At 71.2% G+C, this 18,522-nt stretch carries 13 protein-coding genes and 1 pseudogene; 6 read left to right on the top strand and 8 right to left on the bottom strand.

The features are described 5' to 3' along the window. Positions 1-541, top strand: a pseudogene (locus CW362_RS25605) (glucose-6-phosphate isomerase); the annotation flags it as partial. Positions 542-1,040: 499 nt separating this feature from the next. Here the strand turns inward: CW362_RS25605 and CW362_RS25610 are convergent. From CW362_RS25610 to CW362_RS25620, 3 genes are read right to left on the bottom strand one after another with little or no spacing between them, the layout of a single operon-like run. Beyond that, positions 1,041-3,332, bottom strand: coding sequence for an ABC transporter permease (locus CW362_RS25610; RefSeq protein WP_103551891.1), 2,292 nt, complete (start codon positions 3,330-3,332; stop codon positions 1,041-1,043). A gap of 6 nt (positions 3,333-3,338) precedes the next feature. Next, positions 3,339-4,193, bottom strand: a complete 855-nt coding sequence (locus tag CW362_RS25615) for an ABC transporter ATP-binding protein (protein ID WP_240658043.1) — start codon at positions 4,191-4,193, stop codon at positions 3,339-3,341. Then, positions 4,190-4,705, bottom strand: coding sequence for a PadR family transcriptional regulator (locus CW362_RS25620; protein ID WP_103551892.1), 516 nt, complete (start codon positions 4,703-4,705; stop codon positions 4,190-4,192). The genes CW362_RS25615 and CW362_RS25620 overlap by 4 nt, the downstream gene beginning before the upstream one ends. A gap of 219 nt (positions 4,706-4,924) precedes the next feature. Here CW362_RS25620 and CW362_RS25625 point away from each other — a divergent pair, with 219 nt between their 5' ends. The 5 genes from CW362_RS25625 (at position 4,925) to CW362_RS25645 (ending at position 11,687) form a co-directional block, all read left to right on the top strand. Further along, entirely contained in the window at positions 4,925-6,199 is a 1,275-nt protein-coding gene (locus CW362_RS25625; protein ID WP_103551893.1) for an ABC transporter substrate-binding protein, read from the top strand. A gap of 167 nt (positions 6,200-6,366) precedes the next feature. Further along, complete coding sequence (locus CW362_RS25630) at positions 6,367-8,040, top strand: glycoside hydrolase family 13 protein (protein WP_103551894.1); 1,674 nt, start codon at positions 6,367-6,369, stop codon at positions 8,038-8,040. A gap of 120 nt (positions 8,041-8,160) precedes the next feature. Continuing rightward, positions 8,161-9,486 (top strand): ABC transporter substrate-binding protein, encoded by a 1,326-nt coding sequence (locus CW362_RS25635; protein WP_103551895.1) that lies wholly within the window; start codon positions 8,161-8,163, stop codon positions 9,484-9,486. Positions 9,487-9,492: 6 nt separating this feature from the next. Further along, positions 9,493-10,851 carry an ABC transporter permease subunit gene (locus tag CW362_RS25640; RefSeq protein WP_103551896.1) on the top strand — a complete coding sequence of 453 codons (1,359 nt, stop codon included), beginning with the start codon at positions 9,493-9,495 and terminating at the stop codon, positions 10,849-10,851. Continuing rightward, positions 10,848-11,687, top strand: coding sequence for a carbohydrate ABC transporter permease (locus tag CW362_RS25645; RefSeq protein WP_103551897.1), 840 nt, complete (start codon positions 10,848-10,850; stop codon positions 11,685-11,687). The genes CW362_RS25640 and CW362_RS25645 overlap by 4 nt, the downstream gene beginning before the upstream one ends. A 143-nt stretch (positions 11,688-11,830) precedes the next feature. Here CW362_RS25645 and pgl read toward each other — a convergent pair whose 3' ends face one another. From pgl to tkt, 5 genes are read right to left on the bottom strand one after another with little or no spacing between them, the layout of a single operon-like run. Next, positions 11,831-12,613: a 6-phosphogluconolactonase gene (pgl, locus tag CW362_RS25650; RefSeq protein ID WP_103551898.1), complete on the bottom strand. Its 783-nt coding sequence runs from the start codon at positions 12,611-12,613 to the stop codon at positions 11,831-11,833. Beyond that, positions 12,610-13,671 (bottom strand): glucose-6-phosphate dehydrogenase assembly protein OpcA, encoded by a 1,062-nt coding sequence (opcA, locus tag CW362_RS25655; RefSeq protein ID WP_103551899.1) that lies wholly within the window; start codon positions 13,669-13,671, stop codon positions 12,610-12,612. Before opcA ends, pgl begins: the two co-directional genes overlap by 4 nt. Next, positions 13,668-15,194, bottom strand: a complete 1,527-nt coding sequence (gene zwf / locus CW362_RS25660) for a glucose-6-phosphate dehydrogenase (RefSeq protein WP_376452924.1) — start codon at positions 15,192-15,194, stop codon at positions 13,668-13,670. The genes opcA and zwf overlap by 4 nt, the downstream gene beginning before the upstream one ends. 1 nt (position 15,195) lies before the next feature. Further along, on the bottom strand, positions 15,196-16,314 hold the full coding sequence (gene tal / locus CW362_RS25665; protein WP_103551901.1) for a transaldolase: 1,119 nt from the start codon (positions 16,312-16,314) through the stop codon (positions 15,196-15,198). A 34-nt stretch (positions 16,315-16,348) separates the two neighbouring features. Beyond that, the gene (tkt, locus tag CW362_RS25670; RefSeq protein ID WP_103551902.1) at positions 16,349-18,436 is read right to left on the bottom strand and encodes a transketolase; all 2,088 of its coding nucleotides are present in this window, start codon (positions 18,434-18,436) and stop codon (positions 16,349-16,351) included. Positions 18,437-18,522: the final 86 nt, after the last annotated feature.

An 18,522-nucleotide genomic window follows, 5' to 3' on the forward strand; every position in this document is an offset into this window, starting at 1 on the left:
GGTCCGGTGGCAGACCGGGCCGGTGGTGTGGGGCACGCCCGGCACCAACGGCCAGCACGCCTACTACCAGCTGATCCACCAGGGCACCAAGCTGATCCCCGCCGACTTCATCGGCTTCGCCGAGCCCGTGGCCGACCTGCTGCCGGGTCTGGTGGCCCAGCACGACCTGCTGATGGCGAACTTCTTCGCGCAGACGCAGGCGCTGGCCTTCGGCAAGACCCCCGACGAGGTCCGGGCCGAGGGCGTGCCCGAGGAACTGGTGCCGCACAAGACGTTCGAGGGCAACCACCCCACGACCACGATCCTCGCCGCCGAGCTGACCCCCTCGGTCCTCGGCCAGCTCATCGCCCTCTACGAGCACAAGGTGTTCGTCCAGGGCGCGATCTGGAACATCGACTCCTTCGACCAGTGGGGCGTCGAACTCGGCAAGGTGCTCGCCAAGCGCGTCGAACCCGCCCTGACCGAAGGCACCGACGTGCCCGGACTGGACGAGTCGACCAAGGCCCTGGTCGCCAAGTACCGCACGCTGCGGGGCCGTTGAGCCTGAATGAGGGGAAGCGGGCGGCGGGAGTCCGCCCGCTTCCCGTGACATCCCTTGTTCATCACGCCGCTGACCGTGGGCGTGATGCTCTGCGTGGGGCGGCGCACCGGGACCGTCCGGCAGTTACGGCGCCCGCTCCTCGGCTCGCTCAAGCTGCTGCTGCTCTTCATCGGCATGGCCGTGGCCGCCGTGCTCCTCGTGCAGTCGGCGACCGCCGTCGGAGGAGCCGCGCTGGTTCCGCTGGGTTTCGTGGCGCTCTGGCCGATCGGTGTCGTGGCCCACGGCGCGGTCCAGCTGTCCGGGAACTACTTCGGTTCCGCCGGGGTTCCCCTTCCCTCCAGGAACCGCGCACGCCCCGTATCCCCACGGCAGCCCGTCGGGCTCGTATCCCTCTTGCCCCCAGGGCGGTCCGTACGCCCCCCACCCCCACGGGAACCCGCCCGCGCCGGACATCCGGCGGAACCCGTAGGGCCAGGGACCGTACGGGACCCGACCGGGATCAGGCCGCCGCGCTCAGGGTGTCCGCCAGCCGCCGACGGGCCGCCCGGGCGGCCGGCACGGCGGCGAGTGCGGCGGCGCCCAGCACGGCGGCCGCGCCGAACAGCAGCAGAAGCGCGGCGGACGGCCCTCGCGCGACGCCCGCGCCGATGCCGCTCGACCTGCCCTGGGCATCGATCAGCCAGTGCGCGAGCGGCAGCCCCAGAGCCGTACCGGCGACGACCGCCGCGAGGGCCGTGCACCCCGTGGCCGTCACGGTGACCGCGGTGATCTGCCGAGGCGTCAGTCCGATCGCCTTCAGCGCCAGCAGATCCCGCTCGCCCTCGCGGACCGTGCCACCGATCGCGGTGAGCAGCTCGATCAGCCCGATCAGGGCCAGTACGGCGATCAGCCCCGCGACGACTCCACGCAGCGGTGAGAGCCTGTCGGCCGGGTTGGTCACGGCGTGCACGTCGAAACGTCCGTGCGAGGCCGTCGTCAGCTCGCGGGCCACCCGGTGCGGGTCGGCCCCGGGGCGCAGCTGGAGCTGGTAGAGGGTCGGCCGGAGGCCAGGGTCGTTCTCACGGAGGGTGTCGAGCGAGGTGGAGATGACCCGGCCGCCGTTCTCCGGCTCGATGCTCCGCCCCACGATGTGCAGGATCTGCGGCTGAGCGCCCACGGTCACGCGTACCCAGTCGCCGACCCGCACGTCCAGCAGGTCGAGCAGTCCCTGCCCCGCCACCGCCTCGTCGGGTCCGCTCGCGGCGCGGCCCTCGGCCAGCGAGAACGGGTAGGGGTCCCGGCGTGTACCGAGGCCGCGCAGGGCGATCGTGCCGGTCTGTCCGGGGACCAGGGCCGGCACCTGGATACCCGGGTGGACGTCGGTGACCTGGTGGTTCCGGTCGAGCAGGGCGCGTACGCCCGCATCGCTCAGACCGCCGTCCGGGCGGACGGTGAGCGCGGCCGCGAGACCCAGCTGCTCGGGCCGGCTGTGGAAGCGGTCGATGGTCGTCCAGGCGCTCATGGCCACCACGATCAGCAGCAGGGGCAGCGCGAGGCGGGCGATCGTGGCCAGCGAGCGCGGCCGGCGCGTGAACGCCTTGTGCCAGCCCAGGACCAGCGCGGACGGTATCCGCAGCCCCAGAGCGCCGCGCGCCGCACGAGGCAGCCCACCGCCGCGCTGCGCCGCGGCGCGGAGCCCCGGCACCGGCGACACCCGTCCGGCGCGCCACGCGGCGAGCCCGGTCGTCGCGGCGATGAAGAGCACCACGGCCACGGGCACCGAGAAGAGTGCCGCGGTGTGTCCCGGAAGGCCCTGCCACACACCGACCGCATCCCCGAGGCGTCCCGGCACGCGGCCGCCCAGCGCCTGGGTGAGCGCGCCCGCGAGCACGGCTCCCAGCAGCGCGAACGCCACGTGCTGAAGCAGGAAGATCCGTACCACCTGGCCCGGCGTGAAGCCGATCGCCTTGAGCACCGAGATGTCCCGCAGATGGCCACGGATACGGGTGCCGATCGCGCCGTGCACGGCGAGCCCGGCGGCGACCAGCGCGCCCAGGCCGAACAGGCCGAGCACCTGCCCGAGCAGCCGGTTGTCGCCCTGCGCCTCGGCCCGCGCCTGCTGCCAGGGGGAGACCTCGGTGACCGCTCCGGCGCCGAGGAGGGTGACGGCCCGCTGGACGGCGTAGTCCGTGTCGCCGGGATCGGTCAGCCGCAGCCCGATCACCTGTCCGGCGCGCCCGGCGGTGGCCCGCACCGCGGTCGGGAGCGTCCACACCAGGCCCGGCCGCTCGCCCGGGCTGTAGCGGGGCTCGGCGCTGTCGGCGACGCCCAGCACGGTCAGAGTCCGGGCGGTGCCGGGCACGGTGAGGGTGTCGCCCGGTTCGGCCCACAGGGACCGGGCGAGGCTGCTCTCCAGCACCACGCCGTCCGCCTCGGCAGGGTCGAGCCAGCGTCCGGAGACGAGCAGCGGGCGTCCGGTGGAGGGCTGCTCGGTGGCGCCGCGCAGTTCGACCGCCGCGCGGGTCCCCCGGGACTCGACGGCCGTCGCGGCTGTGGGGTAGGGGCCCGCGAAGGACTCCACCGCGTCCACGTCGGCGAGTCTGCGCGTGTCCGCGGACGGTCCGGTGTGGATCCACACGTGCGCGCCGTGCGACTGGGTGAAGACCCGCTGCCAGGGGTTGGTCGCGTAGCCGAAGAGCGCGGTGGCCAGCAGCAGTGAGGTGACGATGCCGGCGGTGGCCAGCACGATGAACAGCGCCTCGCCCCGGTGGGTGCGCAGATCGGCGTGCGCCCAGCGCAACGTGGCACGCATGCCGGTTCAGTCCCTCAGTTCGAGTACGCCGGATATCCCTGTGCCCCGCGACGGCGTGCCGTCGAGTTCCGCGTCGTCGGCGATCCGACCGTCGAAGAAGCTGATCACCCGGTCCGCGGCGCTCGCGAGCCGCGCGTCGTGGGTGACCAGCAGGATCGTCTGGCCGCGCTGGTGGAACCGGGACAGCAGCCGGGTCACCTCGCGGGTGCCCTTGCTGTCGAGGCTCCCCGCGGGCTCGTCGGCGAGCAGCAGGGGCGGATGGTTGACCAGGGCCCTGGCGAGCGCGACGCGCTGCTGCTCACCACCGGACAGCTCGCCCGGCATGCTGCGCTCCTTGCCCTGGAGGCCCAGCTCGGAGAGCAGCTGTTGCCGCTCGGCGCGCGCCCGCCTGCGAGAGACCCCGGCGAGCAGGGCGGGCAGTTCGACGTTGTCGGCGACCGACAGGTTCGACACCAGGTTGAAGAACTGGAACACGATGCCGATACGGCGTCGGCGCTCGACCGCCCAGCGGGCTTCGCCGTATCCGTCCGTGCAGTCGCCGTCCAGCCAGATGCTGCCGGAATCGGGCCGCTGAAGCCCGCCGAGCAGATGCAGCAGGGTCGACTTCCCCGCGCCGGAGGGGCCGGTGACCGCCACGAACTCGCCCCGTCGTACGGACAGGTCGACGCCGCGTACGGCATGGGCGGGCGCGCCTTCGCCGTAGTGGGTCTTGACCAGGTTCTCCGCGCGCAGCACGGCGGCTTCCCCGGCACGCGCCGACGAGATCTCCGCATGCGGCGCGGTGCGCTCGGGCGGTGGCTCCGGGCTCTCGGGCCGCGGTGGCGGGTTCTCGGCGCGCGGCGCGGGAGGGGTGCGGCTCATCCCTGCTCCTCCAACTCCTCCTGGCAGCGCTCCAGCCAGTCGAGATCGGCCTGCAGATGCAGCATGGCGCCCTCGATGAGCAGCTGGGAGACGCGGTTGTCCCGGTCCTCGGTCGCGGCGAGCCTCGACAGTTCCCGCATGGTGTTCAAATACTGGCGCCGTTGCTTGTTGATCAGGGCGATCTGGTCGGCCAGACCGGTCCGCGGTGCGAGTGCGAGCTTCATGAAGAACTCGTCCCGTACCCGCGGTTCGTCCGCCGTCTCCTCGTACCAGGCGCGCAGCGCCTCACGCCCGGCGTCGGTGAGGTGATAGATCTTCTTGTTGGGTCGGCTCGACTGCTCGACTTCCTCGCCCTCGATCAGTCCCGACTTCTCGAGACGGCCGAGCGTCACGTAGATCTGGCCGACGTTCGGCTGAGGGTACGCGGAGCCCAGCAGTTGCTCAAGGTCCTGCTTGAGCTCGTAGCCATGGGCCGGTCCGCGCGCCAGCAGGGCCAGGAGGGGCAGCCGCACTCGTGCTCTCCTCCCCCTCTTCCGCTCTCTTGTTCCCGGTTCGCCCGCGGGGCGCCCCTGCTGCTCGCAGCATGTTCTTCATGTACTGAGGGCCCATGCGCCGAACGCCTATGAGCCGGAGGATGTGCCGCAGGCCCTAGTATCGCCCATACCTAACAGGTATACATGGCCTCTGACTCCGGGCGAAGAGGCCCGGTGCCGGTGTACAGGGAGGAACCTATGCGGTGGATACGTGCCGCCGGTAGGGGCCTCCTGGTCGTCGCGGTGGTTCTGTCCGGTTACGTCGCCTCGGGTGCGCCCGCCGACGGGGCGCGCGGGAGCGGACGCGGTCCGCTGGCGCTGGCCACCGCCGGTGACCTCACCAACTATCTCGGGCCGCTCCTCGACGGCTGGAACCGCGCGCACCCCGGCGAGAAGGTCACCCTCGTCGAACTCCCCGATTCCGCGGACGAGGCCCACGCGCAGATGACCACCGATCTGCGCGGCGGCGACCGGAGCCGCTTCGACGTCCTCAACATCGATGTCGCGTGGACCTCGGAGTTCGCCGCCGCGGGCTGGATCTCCCCGTTGCCCCGCGACCGCTTCCCGCTCGACGGCTTCCTGCGGCCGGTGGTGGAGACCGCGAGGTACGACGGGAGGCTGTACGCCGTCCCGTACGTCACCAACGCCGGACTGCTTCTCTACCGCAAGGACATCCTGGCCAAGGAGGGGGTCGCGCCGCCGCGCACCTGGGCCGAGCTGGAGAGACAGGCGAGGACGATCGCCCCGAAGTACGGACTCGACGGCTATGCGGGCCAGTTCCTGCCCTACGAGGGCCTCACGGTGAACGCCGCCGAGGCGGTCTACTCGGCGGGCGGCACGATCCTCGGTGACGAGGGCGAACGCGTGACGGTGGACTCCGCCGCGGCCCGCGAGGGCATCGGTTTCCTCGCCGACGGCGTACGCGACGGCTGGATCCCGAAGAAGGCGCTGACGTACAAGGAGCAGGAGTCCAAACAGGCATTCCAGGACGGCCGTCTCCTCTTCCTGCGCAACTGGCCCTACGCCTATGTCAGCGCCTCCGCCCCGGGATCGGCCGTCGCCGGAAAGATCGGCGCGGTTCCGCTGCCCGGCCGCGACGGGCCGGGGACCAGCGTGCTCGGCGGGTCCAACCTCGCCGTCAACGCACGAGCCCGGCACCCCGAATCCGCCGCGCGTCTGATCGCGTACCTGACGAGCGAGCGGGTCCAGCGCCAGGTCCTCACCGAAGGAGCGTTGCCGCCCGTACGGGACGCGCTCTACCAGGACCCCGAACTGATCCGCGCGTTCCCCTACCTGCCGACGCTGCGCGCCGGTGTGCTCGCCGCGGCGCCGCGCCCCAAGAGCCCCCGCTACGACCAGGTGAGCCTCGCGGTGCAGGCGGTGGTGCACGACGCGATGACCGGGAACCAGACGCCCGAAGCCGCCGTGCGCCGGCTGGCGCGCGAGCTGGCCGACATCTCGCGCCGGGGCTGAGCCCCCTCTTCGTCGTCGCATTCCGGCGACCTTCCTAGTTACATGTTAGGTAACGCGAGCATCTCATCTCGGGCCGGCAGGGCTGAAAAATGCCTATATAGAGGACCCGAATCCCGTTTCCTTCTGTCTACTCGTTGACACCCCAGCGACACGCCTACTTAACATGCATGCATAACCGAAGGCACGCACAGACAGGTCAACGGGTGACGCTCAACACGCACCGCTGGTGGCGCGACGCAGTGATCTACCAGGTGTACGTCCGGAGCTTTCTGGACAGCACCGGGGACGGCGTCGGCGATCTCGCCGGCGTCCGGACCGGACTGCCGTATCTGAAGAAGCTCGGGGTCGACGGCATCTGGCTGAGCCCCTTCTACCCCTCGCCGCAGCACGATCACGGCTACGACGTGGCCGACCACTGCGACGTGGACCCGCTCTTCGGCGACCTCGCCGAGTTCGACCTGCTGATGACGGACGCCCGGCGCCTCGGCGTCCGGGTGCTCCTGGACATCGTCCCCAACCACTGCTCCAGCGAGCACCCGTGGTTCCGCGAGGCGCTGGAATCGGCGCCCGGCGGCACGGCCCGCGCCCGCTTCCACTTCGCCGACGGCCGGGGTCCGGACGGCGCGGAACCGCCCAACAACTGGCACGCCATGTTCGGCGGCCCCGCCTGGAGCAGGGTCACCGAGCAGGACGGCACCCCGGGCCAGTGGTACCTGCACATGTTCACGCCGGAACAGCCCGACCTGAACTGGCGCAACCCCGAGGTCGGCGGCCACTTCGACCACGTACTGCGCTTCTGGCTCGACCGGGGCGTCGACGGCTTCCGCATCGACGTGGCCGCCGGGCTCTACAAGCACCCCGATCTGCCGGACTCGCCCGACCCCGAGGCCGACGCCCGCACCCGCGACTCGGTCAACCCGCTCGCCTGGAACCAGCCGGAGGTGCACGACGTCTGGCGCCGCTGGCGGTCGCTGTGCGAGGAGTACACCGCCGAGGACGGCCGGGAGCGGCTGCTCGTCGGTGAGGTCTCCGTCCCGACCGCCCGCGAACACGCCCGGTACGTACGCCACGACGAGCTCCACCAGGCGTTCTTCTTCGACCTGCTGAGCGCCCCCTGGAACGCCGACTCGTTCCGCAAGGTCATCTCCGAGGCCATGCAGGACATCGCCGGCACCGGCTCGACGGTCACCTGGGTGCTCAACAACCACGATCAGGTGCGCACGGTCACCCGCTACGGCGAACTGGGCACCGAGAGCAGCGGTCTGGGTGCCGCCCGCGCCCGTGCCGCCGCGCTGCTGATGCTGGCGCTGCCCGGAGCCGCGTACATCTACCAGGGCGAGGAACTCGGGCTCCCCGAGGTCGTCGACCTCCCCGACGACGTGCTCACCGACCCCATATTCCGCCGCACCGGAAGCCGTGCCCGCATCCGCGACGGCTGCCGGGTTCCGCTGCCGTGGTCGGGGCACGCCTCGCCGTTCGGCTTCACCCCGGGTGCGGAGAGCGCCAAGCCGTGGCTGCCGCAGCCGGCCTACTTCGCCGAGTACGCCACCGACCGTGCCCTCGCCGACACCCGCTCCTTCTGGCACCTCTACCGCGACGGACTCCAACTGCGCTCCGGACTGCCCCAGCTGGGGGAGGGCGAGCTGCGCTGGCTGGACACCCCGCCCGGTGTCCTCGGCTTCGTCCGGGGCGACGGCCTGGTGTGCGCGGTCAACTTCGGCGCCGCGCCGACGCCCGCGCCGGTCTCCGGGACCCCGCTGCTCTCCAGCGGTCCCTGCGCGCCCGGCGTCCTGCCCGGTTCGACCGCCGCCTGGTGGATCAGCGACTCCGCCCATCCCTGAGCCCTCCGACGGGGCTCGTGCCCACGAGCCCCGCTCGGCCTTCTCCTCCGAGGCCACCGCTCCTCGGCCGACACCGCTTGACGCTCCGTCACCTCTCATTCCCCCGAAGGGACATCAACGATGATGCGACGACGTACCACCCTGCTCGCGAGCTGCACCGCAGCCGCCCTGGCGCTCGGCGCGACCGCCTGCGGAGGCTCCCCCGTCTCCGCGGGCGGCGACGGCAAGGCGCTCGACGGCCAGACGATCACCGTGGCCGGCGTCTGGTCCGGCAGCGAGCAGAAGAACTTCCAGAAGGTGCTGGACGCCTTCACCGAGAAGACCGGCGCCAAGACGCAGTTCGTCTCCACCGGCGACAACGTCTCCACCGTCATCGGCAGCAAGATCGAGGGCGGCAAGGCCCCCGAGGTGGTGATGGTCCCGCAGGTCGGTGTGCTCCAGCAGTTCGCGAAGCAGGGCTGGCTCAAGCCGCTGTCCAAGACCGCGGGAGCGGCAGTCGACGCCAACTACGCGAGCGTGTGGAAGGACTACGGCAGCGTCGACGGCACGCTGTACGGGCTCTACTTCAAGGCCGCCCACAAGTCCACCGTCTGGTACAGCCCCGACGCCCTCGACCAGGCCGGCGTCAAGCCGCCGGCCACCTACGACGCGATGCTGAAGGCAGGGCACACGGTCTCCGAGTCGGGTCTCGCCGCCTTCTCCGTCGCCGGACAGGACGGCTGGACGCTCACCGACTGGTTCGAGAACGTCTACCTCTCCCAGGCCGGGCCCGAGAAGTACGACGCCCTGGCCGCCCACCGGATCAAGTGGACCGACCCGACGGTGGTCGAGGCCCTCACCACCCTCGGCAAGCTCTTCGAGGACAAGCAACTGGTGGCCGGGGGCCGGAAGGAGGCCCTGAGCACCGACTTCCCGGGCTCCGTCGAGAAGGTCTTCGGGCCCAAGCCCGAGGCCGGCATGGTCTACGAGGGCGACTTCGTCGCCGGGGTCGCCAAGGACCAGTTCGGCAGGAAGATCGGCGAGGACGCGAACTTCTTCCCCTTCCCGGCGGTCACCGGCGGCAAGGCCCCCGTGGTCAGCGGCGGCGACGCGGCCGTCGTCCTCAAGGACGGCAAGAACCAGAAGGCCGCCATGCGGTTCCTGGAGTACCTCACGACCCCCGAGGCGTCCGCCGTCTGGGCCGGGGCGGGCGGCTTCCTGTCCCCGAACAAGAAGCTCGACCTCGCCTCCTACGGTGACGACGTCACCCGGGAGACCGCCAAGTCCCTGGTCGCGGCCGGGGATTCGGTCCGGTTCGACATGTCCGACCAGGCCCCGGCCGCGTTCGGCGGTACCAAGGGTGCCGGTGAGTGGAAGATCCTCCAGGACTTCCTGCGCGACCCGTCCGACCCGAAGGGGACCGCGGCCCGGCTGGAGAGCGCGGCGGCCAAGGCGTACAAGGGCTGATCGCACATGACCGCCACGCTCCTGAAGGAGGCGAGCCCGCCGCCGGTCACCCTGGCCGACCGTCGGCGGCGGGCCCGGCGCCGCGGCCGGGCCGTCGCCCTCGCCTTCGTCCTCCCCGCCCTGCTCCTGCTCGGCGCGCTCGTCGTCTACCCCGTGCTGTTCTCCGTGGGCCGCAGCTTCTTCGACGCCTCCGGCACACGGTTCGTGGGCGGCGACAACTACACCGAGATGTTCCGCGACCCCGCCACGATCAAGGCCGTCCGCAACACCGCGATCTGGGTGGTCGTCGCACCGACCCTGCTCACCGGCCTCGGCCTCGTCCTCGCCGTCCTCGTCGAGAAGGTGCGCTGGGCCACGGCGTTCAAGCTCCTGCTCTTCATGCCGATGGCGGTCTCCTTCCTCGCCGCGGGCATCATCTTCCGGCTCGCCTACGACGAGGACCCCGACAAGGGCGTACTGAACGCCGCCGTCGTCTCCGTGCACGACGCCTTCACGGGAACCTCGGCCTACCCGACCGCCCGCGCCCGTGACGGCCAGGGCCTGACCAAGGGAGCCGACGGCTCCTACCGTACGACCGCCTCCGCGTCACCGGGTGACACCGTCGCCCTCGGCCTGGTCGGCGTACTCCCCGAGGACCTGCCGCGGGGCGCGCGGCCCGCGTACGCCGCCGCCCGGCGTCAGGCCGCGCCCGGCGAACTGCGTGGTGCCGTCTATCTGGACTTCACCCGCGGGGGTGGAGGGGAACAGGGCAGAGCCGACCGGAAGGAGAGCGGACTGCCTGAGATGACGGTCGAGGCGGTGCGCGACGGCCACGCGGTCGCGAGCACCACCACCGCGGCCGACGGCTCCTTCCGCTTCCAGCACCTCGGACCGGGCCCGTACACCGTGCGGCTGCCCGCGTCGAACTTCGCCCCGCCGTACGAGGGCGTCTCCTGGCTGGGACCCGCGCTCGTCACGCCCGCGGTCATCGGTGCCTACCTGTGGATCTGGACCGGATTCGCCATGGTGCTGATCGGCGCGGGCCTCGCCGCGCTGCCCCGGGACGCGCTGGAGGCGGCCCGGATGGACGGGGCGAACGAGTGGCAGATCTTCCGCCGGATCACCGTCCCGCTGCTCGCACCCGTCCTGACCGTCGTCTTCGTGACCCTCGTCATCAACGTGATGAAGGTCTTCGACCTCGTCTACATCATCGCACCGGGCCCGGTGCAGGAGGACGCCACCGTACTGGCCACGCAGATGTGGCTGGTGTCGTTCGGCGGCGGTAACAACCAGGGCCTCGGCAGCGCGCTCGGTGTGCTGCTTCTGCTCCTGGTGGTTCCCGCGATGATCTTCAACGTCCGCCGTTTCCTAGGGAGTCGACGATGAACGCGCTCAGGCGAGGGCTCGGCAGCGGTGTGGTGCAGGCGTTCCTCGTCGTCGTGGGCCTGGTGTGGCTCACCCCGCTCGCGGGCCTGTTCCTGTCGTCGCTGCGCTCGGCCGAGGACACCGCGCGGGGAGGCTGGTGGACCGCGCTGAAGAGCCCGGGGCAGCTGTCCTTCGACAACTACTCCGCCCTGCTGGGCAATGAGGGGATGACCCGGGCGTTCTGGAACACCGTCCTGATCTCCGTCCCGGCGACCGTGCTCGTCGTCGTCATCGCCGCGCTCGCCGGATACGCCTTCGCGTGGCTGGACTTCCCGGGGCGAGACGCGATCTTCCTGCTGGTGGTCGCGCTGCTCGTGGTGCCGGTACAGATCGGCCTGCTGCCGGTGGCCGAACTCTTCGGGCGGCTGGGCCTGTTCGGCACGATCCCCGGCGTCGTCCTCTTCCACGTCTCCTACGGCCTGCCGTTCGCGATCTTCCTGTTGCGCAACTACTTCGCGGAGATGCCGAAGGAGATGCTGGAGGCGGCGCGCATGGACGGGGGGAACGAGTGGCGCATCTTCACCCGGCTGGTCCTGCCGGTCGGCCGGCCGGCCATCGCCAGTCTCGCCATCTTCCAGTTCCTCTGGGTCTGGAACGACATGCTGGTCGCCCTGCTCTTCGCCGACAGCTCCGCACAGCCGCTGACCGTCGAACTCCAGTCACAGATAAGACAGTTCGGCAGCAATATCGACGTGCTCGCCCCAGGGGCGTTCCTGTCCCTGGTGGTCCCGGTGGCGGTCTTCTTCGCCTTCCAGCGGCACTTCGTCCAGGGGGTGATGGCGGGGTCGGTGAAGTGACGGCGGGCCCTCGCGCGCCGTACCGGCTCGCGAGGCCCGTTCTCGGAGTCCGGCTCCGGGCCCTGACTCCCGGCTCCGGTCCCGAACCGCGAACGCCGGAGAAGCTGAACCTCAGCTTCTCCGGCGTTCGCGGTTCGGTCCCGTCAGGCGGACGCCGGCGGATACAGCGACCGCGGCAGCTGTGACGCCGCCGCCGAGTCCAAGAGCCACAGGGTGCGCGAGCGGCCGTACGCGCCGGCGGCCGGGGCCTGGATCTCGCCCGCCCCGGACAGAGCGATCGCGGCCGCCTGCGCCTTGTCCTCGCCGGCCGCGAGCAGCCACACCTCGCGGGCGGAGCGGATCGCGGGCAGGGTCAGCGAGATCCGGGTCGGCGGCGGCTTGGGCGCGCCGTGCACGCCGACCACCGTCCGCTCCGTCTCCCGCACCGCGGGCAGCTCCGGGAAGAGCGAGGCCACGTGGGTGTCCGGGCCGACGCCCAGCATCAGGACGTCGAAGGCCGGGACCGGGCCGTGGTTCTCCGGCCCGGCGGCCTTCGCGAGCTCCGCCGCGTACGACTCCGCCGCCGCCTCGACGTCGGCGCCGTGCGGACCGTCGGACGCGGGCATCGCATGCACCCGCGCCGGGTCCAGCGGCACCGCGTCGAGCAGGGCCGCGCGGGCCTGCGTGTCGTTGCGGTCGGGATCGCCCCCGGGGAGGTACCGCTCGTCGCCCCACCACAGGTCGAGGCGTGCCCAGTCGACCGCGTCCCGGGCGGGCGCGGCCGCGAGCGCCGCGAGGAGCCCGTTGCCGTTGCGCCCGCCGGTGAGCACGATCGAGGCGTAGCCGCGCGAGGCCTGCGCGTCCACGATCTTCGTGATCAGCCGCGCCGCCGCGGCCTGGGCCATCAGTTCCTTGTCGCGGTGGACGACGAGCTGGGGGGTGTTCACTCGGCGGCCGCCCTGTCCGCCGCCTTCTTGGCGAGCGTCTCGGCCACACCCGCGGGGGAGTCCTTGGCGACCGGGGCCGCCTTCGTGGCGGTTGCGGTCCCGCCCGAGGACCCGGCCCCTGCGGTGTCCGCCGCCGCGTTCAGCCGGCTGACCCCGAAACGCAGCGCCGAGGCGTAGGTGTCGTCCGGGTCGAGGCGGCGCAGCTCCTCCGCCATCAGCTCGGCCGTGTCGCGGCGCTTGAGCGCCACCGCGCGGTCGGGCTGCCCCTGGATGGAGAGCGTCGCGAGGGTGCCGTCGGCGCGGTCCAGGACGATCGGGCCGCAGCTCGTCTCCAGCCGCACCGCGGTGAGGCCGGGGCCCGAGGACAGCGACCGCTTGACGGGGACCTCCAGCCGGTCCGCGAGCCACATCGCGAGCAGTTCGCAGCTCGGGTTGAACTCCTCGCCCTCCACCTCGACCGCGTCCACGTCGCAGGTGACCTGGTCCAGGGCCGCGGCCAGCATCGAACGCCAGGGCGTGATGCGGGTCCACGACAGGTCCGTGTCGCCCGGGGTGTAGGCCTCGGCGCGGGTGTTGAGCTCCCGCACCGGCGCCTCGGCGGCGTAGGTGTCGGTCACCCGGCGCTGCGCGAGCGCGCCGAGCGGGTCGTTCGCCGGGTCGAGCGGCGCGTTCACCGGCCACCAGACGACGACGGGCGCGTCCGGCAGCAGCAGCGGCAGGACGACCGACTGGGCGTGGTCGGTCACCTCGCCGTAAAGGCGCAGCACCACGGTCTCGCCGGTGCCCGCCTCCGCCCCGAGCCGCACCTCGGCGTCGAGCCGCGACTTCGTGCGGTCGCGGGGCGAGCGGGAGACGCGCTTGATGACCACGAGGGTGCGCGAGGGGTGCTCGCGCGAGGCCTCGGTGGCGGCCTTCAGGGCGTCGTAGGCGTTCTCCTCGTCGGTGACGATGACGAGGGTGAGCACCATGCCGACGGCGGGCGTGCCGATGGCGCGGCGGCCCTGCACGAGCGCCTTGTTGATCTTGCTGGCCGTGGTGTCCGTGAGATCGGTCTTCATGGGCGACGCCAGCTCCGTCCGTCTCGCTCGAGCATCTCGTCGGCCTCGACGGGCCCCCAGGTGCCCGAGGCGTACTGCGCGGGCTTGCCGTGCTTGTCCCAGTACCGCTCGATCGGGTCGAGGATCTTCCAGGACAGCTCGACCTCCTCGGTGCGCGGGAAGAGGTTCGAGTCACCGAGCAGCACGTCGAGGATCAGACGCTCGTACGCCTCCGGGCTCGACTCGGTGAAGGACTCGCCGTACGCGAAGTCCATCGAGACGTCCCGGATCTCCATGGAGGTGCCGGGCACCTTGGAGCCGAAGCGGACCGTGACGCCCTCGTCGGGCTGGACGCGGAAGACGATCGCGTTCTGGCCCAGCTCCTCCGTCGCCGTGTGGTCGAAGGGGGAGTGCGGGGCGCGCTGGAAGACGACCGCGATCTCGGTGACGCGACGGCCCAGGCGCTTTCCGGTGCGCAGGTAGAACGGGACCCCCGCCCAGCGGCGGTTGTCCACCTCCACCTTGATCGCGGCGAAGGTGTCGGTCTTCGACTTGGGGTCGATGCCCTCTTCCTGGAGGTAGCCGACGACCTTCGCGCCGCCCTGCCACCCCTCCGCGTACTGGCCGCGGACCGTGCTGAGGCCCAGGTCCTTCGGCAGCCTGGTGGCGGCCAGCACCTTGGTCTTCTCCGCGGCGAGCGCGTCCGCGTCGAAGGAGGAGGGCTCCTCCATGGCGGTCAGCGCCATGAGCTGAAGCAGGTGGTTCTGGATGACGTCACGGGCGGCGCCGATGCCGTCGTAGTAGCCGGCCCGGCCGCCGATGCCGATGTCCTCGGCCATCGTGATCTGCACGTGGTCGACGAAGGACCGGTTCCAGATCGGCTCGAACATCGTGTTGGCGAAGCGCAGCGCCAGGATGTTCTGGACGGTCTCCTTGCCCAGGTAGTGGTCGATGCGGAAGACCTGGTCGGGGGCGAAGACCTCGTGCACGATCGCGTTGAGCTCCTCGGCCGACTCGAGGTCGTGGCCGAAGGGCTTCTCGATGACCGCGCGGCGCCAGGAGCCGCCCGACTGGTCCGCCAGCTTGTGCTTCTTCAGCTGCTGGATGACCACCGGGAACGCGGACGGCGGCACGGACAGGTAGAAGGCGAAGTTGCCGCCCGTGCCCTGCGCCTTGTCCAGTTCCTCGATGGTGGAGCGCAGCCGGTCGAAGGCGTCGTCGTCGTCGAAGGTGCCCTGGACGAAGCGCATGCCCTGGACCAGCTGCTGCCAGACCTCCTCGCGGAAGGGCGTGCGGGCGTGCTCCTTGACCGCGTCGTGGACCTCCTGGGCGAAGTCCTCGTGGGCCCACTCACGACGGGCGAAACCGACGAGCGAGAAGCCCGGCGGAAGCAGGCCGCGGTTGGCGAGGTCGTACACCGCGGGCATCAGCTTTTTACGTGACAAATCGCCCGTGACGCCGAAGATGACCAGGCCCGACGGCCCCGCGATACGCGGGAGCCGTCGGTCTGCGGGGTCACGCAGCGGGTTGCTGCTCGACAAGATTTCAGCCCTCCGAGGGGGCGAGGCGCTGGAGCTCCGCCTCGGTCGACTTGAGCAGGTCGTTCCAGGCGGACTCGAACTTCTCGACGCCCTCGTCCTCCAGCAGCTGGACCACGTCGTCGTACGAGATCCCGAGCTTCTCGACCGCGTCGAGCTCGGCACGGGACTGCTCGTACGTGCCGGCGATGGTGTTGCCGGTGATCGAGCCGTGGTCCTCGGTGGCCTCCAGGGTGGCCTCCGGCATGGTGTTCACGGTGTTCGGCGCGACCAGGTCGTCGACGTACAGGGTGTCCTTGTACGCCGGGTCCTTGACGCCCGTCGAGGCCCACAGCGGGCGCTGCTTGTTGGCCTGCGCCCGGTCGAGGGCGGCCCAGCGGTCGGTGGAGAAGACCTCCTCGTACGCCTGGTACGCGAGCCGGGCGTTGGCGAGGCCCGCCTTGCCGCGGGCGGCCTTGGCCTCGGGGGTGCCCTGGGCGTCGAGCCGCTTGTCGATCTCGGTGTCCACGCGGGACACGAAGAAGGACGCCACGGAGTGGATCTTCGAGAGGTCGAGCCCGCGCTCGTTGGCCTTCTCCAGGCCGGCGAGGAAGGCCTCCATGACCTCGCGGTAGCGCTCCAGCGAGAAGATCAGCGTGACGTTGACGCTGATGCCGAGGCCGATGACCTCGGTGATCGCCGGAAGGCCCGCCCTGGTGGCCGGGATCTTGATGAGGGTGTTGGGGCGGTCCACCAGCCAGGCCAGCTGCTTGGCCTCGGCGACGGTGGCGAGGGTGTCGTGCGCGAGGCGCGGGTCGACCTCGATCGACACCCGGCCGTCCTGGCCCTCGGTCGCGTCGAAGACGGGCCGCAGGATGTCGGCGGCGTCGCGGACGTCCGCCGTGGTGATCATGCGGATGGCTTCCTCGACGGTGACCTTGCGGGCGGCCAGCTCGGTGAGCTGCTGCTCGTAGCCGTCCCCGCTGCTGATCGCCTTCTGGAAGATCGACGGGTTGGTGGTGACGCCCACGACGTGCTGCTGGTCGATCAGCTCGGCAAGGTTGCCGGACGTGATCCGCTTGCGCGACAGGTCGTCCAGCCAGATCGCGACGCCTTCCTCGGAGAGGCGCTTGAGTGCGTCTGTCATGGAAATTGCATCTCCTACGTGTCGTTTGTCAGCGTCAGCGCTGGGCTGCGGCGATCGATTCCCGGGCGGCTTCCGCGACGTTCTCGGCAGTGAAACCGAATTCGCGGAAGAGCACCTTGCCGTCGGCCGAAGCACCGAAGTGCTCCAGCGAAACAATGCGTCCGGCGTCCCCGACGAACCGGTGCCAGGTGAGACCGATTCCGGCCTCGACCGAGACGCGGGCCTTCACCGACGGCGGCAGGACGCTGTCCCGGTACCCCTGGTCCTGCTCGTCGAACCACTCGACGCACGGCATGGACACGACTCGCGTGGGGATGCCCGCGGCCTGGAGCTGCTCGCGCGCCTCGACGGCCACGTGCACCTCGGAGCCGGTGCCGATCAGGATGACCTCGGGCGCGCCGCCCTCGGCCTCGAACAGCACGTAACCGCCCTTGGCGGCGTCCTCGTTCGCCTCGTACGTCGGCACGCCCTGACGGGTCAGCGCCAGACCGTGCGGGGCGCCCTTGCCGAACACCTTGGTGTAGCGCTTGAGGATCTCGCGCCAGGCGATGGCCGTCTCGTTGGCGTCCGCGGGGCGGACGACGTTGAGGCCGGGGATGGCGCGCAGCGAGGCCAGGTGCTCGACCGGCTGGTGGGTGGGGCCGTCCTCGCCGAGGCCGATCGAGTCGTGCGTCCACACGTACGTCACCGGCAGGTGCATCAGCGCCGACAGACGGACCGAGTTGCGCATGTAGTCGGAGAACACCAGGAAGGTGCCGCCGTAGATGCGGGTGTTGCCGTGCAGCGCGATGCCGTTCATCTCCGCGGCCATGGAGTGCTCGCGGATGCCGAAGTGGATCGTGCGGCCGTACGGGTTCGCCTCGGGCAGCGGGTTGTCCGCCGGGAGGAACGAGGACGTCTTGTCGATCGTGGTGTTGTTCGAGCCGGCGAGGTCGGCGGAGCCGCCCCACAGCTCGGGGATGACCGCGCCGAGGGCCTGGAGCACCTTGCCGGACGCGGCGCGGGTGGCGACACCCGTGCCCGCCTCGAAGACGGGGAGCTTCTCCTCCCAGCCGCTCGGCAGCTCGGTCGCGGCGATGCGGTCGTACTCCGCCGCGCGCTCCGGGTTGGCGGTACGCCAGGCGGCGTAGCCCTTCTCCCACTCGGCCTTGGCCTGGGCACCCCGGTCCAGGGCCTGGCGGGTGTGGGCCAGCACCTCGGCGGCGACGTCGAAGGACTTCTCCGGGTCGAAGCCGAGGACGCGCTTGGTGGCCGCGACCTCGTCGTCGCCGAGCGCCGAGCCGTGCGCGGCCTCGGTGTTCTGCGCGTTCGGGGCGGGCCAGGCGATGATCGAGCGCATCGCGATGAAGGACGGCTGGTCCGTCACCTGCTTCGCGGCCTCGATCGCGTTGTAGATGGCGTGCGGGTCGAGGTCGCCGTCCGGCTTCGGGGCGATGCGCTGCACGTGCCAGCCGTACGCCTCGTAGCGCTTGACGGTGTCCTCGGAGACCGCGGTCTCGGTGTCGCCCTCGATCGAGATGTGGTTGTCGTCCCACAGCAGGATCAGGTTGCCGAGCTTCTGGTGCCCGGCCATGGAGGAGGCCTCCGCGGAGATGCCCTCCTGGAGGCAGCCGTCACCGGCGATCGCGTAGATGAAGTGGTCGAACGGGGACTCGCCCTGCGGCGCGTCCGGGTCGAACAGGCCGCGCTCGTAGCGGGCGGCCATCGCCATGCCCACCGCGTTGGCGACACCCTGGCCGAGCGGACCGGTCGTGGTCTCCACGCCCGCGGTGTGCCCGTACTCGGGGTGTCCGGGGGTCTTGCTGCCCCAGGTCCGGAAGGACTCCAGGTCGTCCAGCTCCAGGCCGAAGCCGGCCAGGTAGAGCTGGGTGTAGAGGGTCAGGGACGAATGGCCGGCGGACAGCACGAAGCGGTCGCGCCCGACCCAGTCGGTGTCCGCCGGGTCGTGCCGCATCACCTTCTGGAAGAGGGTGTAGGCGGCGGGAGCCAGGCTCATGGCCGTACCGGGATGGCCGTTGCCGACCTTCTGTACGGCATCGGCGGCCAGGACGCGGGCGGTGTCCACGGCCCGCTGGTCCAGCTCGGTCCACTCGAGGTCTGTGGTGGTCGGCTTGGTGCTCACCCTGGGTCAGGGCTCCTCTCCACATGTCACGCATGTCGAAATGCCGGTGCACTGGGCGCCCCGGCCGTTGTCGAGCCTACCCCCGT

The organism is Streptomyces populi (assembly GCF_002911015.1).
Lineage (GTDB): Bacteria > Actinomycetota > Actinomycetes > Streptomycetales > Streptomycetaceae > Streptomyces > Streptomyces populi.

Excerpts from the sequence above, each read along its gene's own strand:
- CW362_RS25610 (WP_103551891.1), bottom strand. The coding sequence starts at position 3,332 with ATGCGTGCCACGTTGCGCTGGGCGCACGCCGATCTGCGCACCCACCGG.
- CW362_RS25615 (WP_240658043.1), bottom strand. The coding sequence starts at position 4,193 with ATGAGCCGCACCCCTCCCGCGCCGCGCGCCGAGAACCCGCCACCGCGG.
- CW362_RS25625 (WP_103551893.1), top strand. The coding sequence starts at position 4,925 with ATGCGGTGGATACGTGCCGCCGGTAGGGGCCTCCTGGTCGTCGCGGTG.
- CW362_RS25630 (WP_103551894.1), top strand. The coding sequence starts at position 6,367 with ATGCATAACCGAAGGCACGCACAGACAGGTCAACGGGTGACGCTCAAC.
- CW362_RS25635 (WP_103551895.1), top strand. The coding sequence starts at position 8,161 with ATGATGCGACGACGTACCACCCTGCTCGCGAGCTGCACCGCAGCCGCC.
- CW362_RS25640 (WP_103551896.1), top strand. The coding sequence starts at position 9,493 with ATGACCGCCACGCTCCTGAAGGAGGCGAGCCCGCCGCCGGTCACCCTG.
- CW362_RS25645 (WP_103551897.1), top strand. The coding sequence starts at position 10,848 with ATGAACGCGCTCAGGCGAGGGCTCGGCAGCGGTGTGGTGCAGGCGTTC.
- opcA (WP_103551899.1), bottom strand. The coding sequence starts at position 13,671 with ATGAAGACCGATCTCACGGACACCACGGCCAGCAAGATCAACAAGGCG.
- tal (WP_103551901.1), bottom strand. The coding sequence starts at position 16,314 with ATGACAGACGCACTCAAGCGCCTCTCCGAGGAAGGCGTCGCGATCTGG.